At 28.6% G+C, this 3,456-nt stretch carries 3 protein-coding genes and 1 riboswitch; all 3 genes read left to right on the top strand.

Features of this window, described 5'->3' with window-relative positions; translation table 11 throughout:
- Positions 1-249 precede the first annotated feature (249 nt).
- The gene (locus AB2369_RS12420) at positions 250-2,064 is read left to right on the top strand and encodes an ATP-binding protein (protein WP_367666789.1); all 1,815 of its coding nucleotides are present in this window, start codon (positions 250-252) and stop codon (positions 2,062-2,064) included.
- Positions 2,054-2,647 (top strand): response regulator, encoded by a 594-nt coding sequence (locus AB2369_RS12415; protein WP_367666788.1) that lies wholly within the window; start codon positions 2,054-2,056, stop codon positions 2,645-2,647. The genes AB2369_RS12420 and AB2369_RS12415 overlap by 11 nt, the downstream gene beginning before the upstream one ends.
- Positions 2,648-2,736: 89 nt before the next feature.
- A riboswitch (cobalamin riboswitch) is annotated at positions 2,737-2,909 on the top strand.
- Positions 2,910-3,015: 106 nt separating this feature from the next.
- A partial coding sequence (locus AB2369_RS12410) for an ATP:cob(I)alamin adenosyltransferase (protein ID WP_367666787.1) occupies positions 3,016-3,456 on the top strand: 441 nt, incomplete at its 3' end.

Genomic DNA, 3,456 nt, shown 5'->3' with positions numbered 1-3,456 from the left:
AAGACTATTACAATTTAAACATAGAATGGCTTCAGGAGCTATTAAATGAAGAGTAGAATGTTAGAAAATTCTACTCTTTTATTTTTATGTATTATTGTATTATTTAAGGGAATATATAGGTTTTAGGATAAATAGATTAAATTAAATCTATATTATTAAAACTATAGCAAGAATTCTTTAATTTTCATGGTTATAAGAATTTGATATAGAATTAAAAAACTATATACTTATAATTAGGAGGATTTATATATGAAACATGGATTAAAGTACAAGTTTTTCACCTTATTTTATTTCCTTATTGCAATAGTTATTATTATTGGAGCAACATCTTTAGCTAATATATTAAAAATAAAAAGCACTACAAATACCTTAGTAAATGATAATTATTATTCAATAGATGCCACTAATAATATGCAAAAGGTTTTGGATAATCAAAATAATTCTTTAATAAATTTTATAAATTCAGGAGAAGAGAAGTATAAAAAGGAGTTTTACTCCCTTAACCCAGAATTTCTTAAATATTATACATTTCAGAATAACAACATAACAGAAGAAGGAGAGAAAGAAATTAATTTAGAGGTGCTTAAAGATTATAATACTTTCATTGAAAAAGCAGTTCTAATATTTGATAGTAGTGGAAAAGATAAAGACAGTACATTAAGAATATATACAAAAGAAATACAGCCCCAATATATGAGTCTAAAAAATAATCTCAGAATAATAGGTAAATTAAATGAAGAGGGACTTTTAAATAAGAAAGAAGTTTTAAAAGAAACGGCAGAAATATCTACCTATACAATGATATCAGTGTCTATTATATTAATAATTGCAAGTCTTATATTGTCTGTAAGATATATAAATAAATTTTTGCATCCTATATTGCTTTTGAAAGAAGATATAATAAAAGCTAAAGAGGGAGATTTTAGCCATAGAGCTGAAATTGTTTCTAATGATGAGGTTGGACTTTTAGCAAAAGAGTTTAATAGCATGAGTGAAAAAATATGTGAGTTTAAAAACTCTACTATAGGTAAGATAATGGAAGAAAAAAACAAATCAGAGGCTATTGTTAAAAGTATAGTTGATCCCTTAATTGTACTAGACGATAATTTCAGAGTGGTACTTTTAAATGATTCTTGTGAGAGAGAATTTAATATATTATTAAATGAAGTTCAGGATCGTCATATACTAGAGGCAATAACTAATGGAGAGTTATTTGACTATATATCAACTTCTATAAAAAATGATGAAGAGAAAGTATCAAAGGAAATTGTAGTTGATGATTCAATTTATAATGTAAATTTATCATATTTTATGGATAGTGATAAAAGAAAGAGTGGTATTATAGTATATTTTCATAATATAACTAAGCTTAAAAGAATAGAAAAAATGAAACAAGATTTTATAGCTTCTCTCTCCCATGAGGTAAAGACACCTTTAACATCTTTATTAATGGGGGTATCCCTTCTAGAGAATAGAGAGGGTTTTAAAGAAAATAAAAATATCATTAGCACCATATCTGATGATTGCCAGAAGATAGTTAATCTTATAAATAATTTTTTAAGAGTCCATGAAATCGAATCATCAGAGGATCTTTTATATAAGGAAGATATATCTTTAATAGAACTTGTGGAAACAGCTTTAGAGTCTTTTTATATAATAGCCGATGCAAGGGATATAGAACTGATAACTGAATATGATGAGGATATACCTTTCATAAATGGGGACAGAGAGAAATTAGGATGGGTTTTAAATAATCTTTTATCTAATGCCATTAAATACTCTAATAAAGGTGGTTATGTAAGGATTAAAGTTAAAAGAAATGAAGAGGGGGTAGAAATCCAAGTTAAGGATAATGGAAGAGGAATCTTAGAAGAAGACTTACCTAGGATTTTTGATAAATTTTATAGAGGAGTAGATGACGTAGAGGGGACGGGGCTTGGACTTGCTCTTTCAAAGGATATAATATCCCTTCATAAAGGGACTATAAGTTGCAACAGTATTTATGAGTATGGAAGTATATTTAAAATAACTCTGCCATTAGAGGAGGATGAAAATGAAGAGTAAGGTATTAATAGTAGATGATGTTAAAAATATAAGAGAGATGCTTAGAACATGTCTTCAAGATGAGGGATATAAGGTATTTGAGGCAACTTGTGCAAAGGAAGCCATGGAGTGTATAGAGAAGGAGAATATAAAAATAGTTTTTACGGATATAAAGATGCCAGAGGTTAATGGAACAGATCTTTTAAAGAGTATTAAAAGCTATAATAGAAATATAATAGTTATAGTAATGACGGCTTTTGGAACTATAAAAAATGCAGTACAATGTACTAAATATGGGGCTTCAGCTTATCTTCAAAAACCATTTACAGCTAAAAGAGTTAAGGGAGTACTTGAGGAAGTATTGGGAAAAGAACAAGCTAAAACAGATCTTAACTTTTATATAGTTTCTGCAAAGAAACTCATAGATAAAGGCGATTTAAATAAGGCCCATGAGGTTTTAAAAAGAGCACTTATTATAAAAGATGATTGTGGAGAAATCTATAATCTTATAGGAGAGGTTGAGGAACTAAGTGGAAATCATGAGAAAGCGGAAACTTTTAGAAAGTTTGCTGAAGCCTTGGGATTTCAGAGTACTAAAGAGTGATATGAAAAGAGATAAACTTTACACCCATATATAACAAATATATGGGTGTAAATAATTTGTTGAAATTTAAAATGTTATGTGGTACTATTTTAGTATAATTTAATAGATAACATTGATTATGAGGAATATGGTTAAAATCCATAGCAGCCCCCGCTACTGTAATTGCAGACGAAAAGCAATAACCACTAGATATTTATATCTGGGAAGGTGCTTTTAGGATGAAGCAAGAGCCAGGATATTCTAATCTATAGTTTTGAAATTCTACACATTCTTCGGAGGGAAGAAGCTAGTTTCACATAATATATTTGTATATGAAACTTCCTTCTAGTATTTAGAAGGAAGTTATTTTATTTTAAGGAGTTGATTTATTGAGGAGAATAGATTTTCTAAGTAGTCCTTTTTTAAAGGAAGAAAATCTTTTGTTTGATCATGAAATTGGTACAGATTACTTATGTAGTAATATAGCTTTAGTTTCAGAACTTACAAAGAGAAAATGTCCAAAGCTTCATAAGGAGCTAAGTCCTTTAGTAGAGAAAGTGTATCATTTAAATGGATCTATAAGGGGAAAGTTAGCTATAGATGAGGAAGATCTTTCATCTCTTTATGAGAGTTATAAAGGTATAAAAGAAAAATTACACCATAAGATAGAGGGCATGGTACTTCCAGGTGGATGTGAAATTGCCTGTAGACTTCATATATTAAGATGCGAAGCGATAAAGGTTGTAAGAACAATGCATAAAATAAAAAATAGTGGGATAGATGTTCCAGACATATTATTTGATTATGGAAATTTACTTTCTAACTATTTC

Origin of the sequence: Clostridium sp. (assembly GCF_040797585.1) — a bacterium.
Classification (GTDB): domain Bacteria; phylum Bacillota; class Clostridia; order Clostridiales; family Clostridiaceae; genus Clostridium_Z.
Note: the sequence above shows the minus strand (reverse complement) of the source record. Positions and strands in the feature narration are given on the sequence as shown.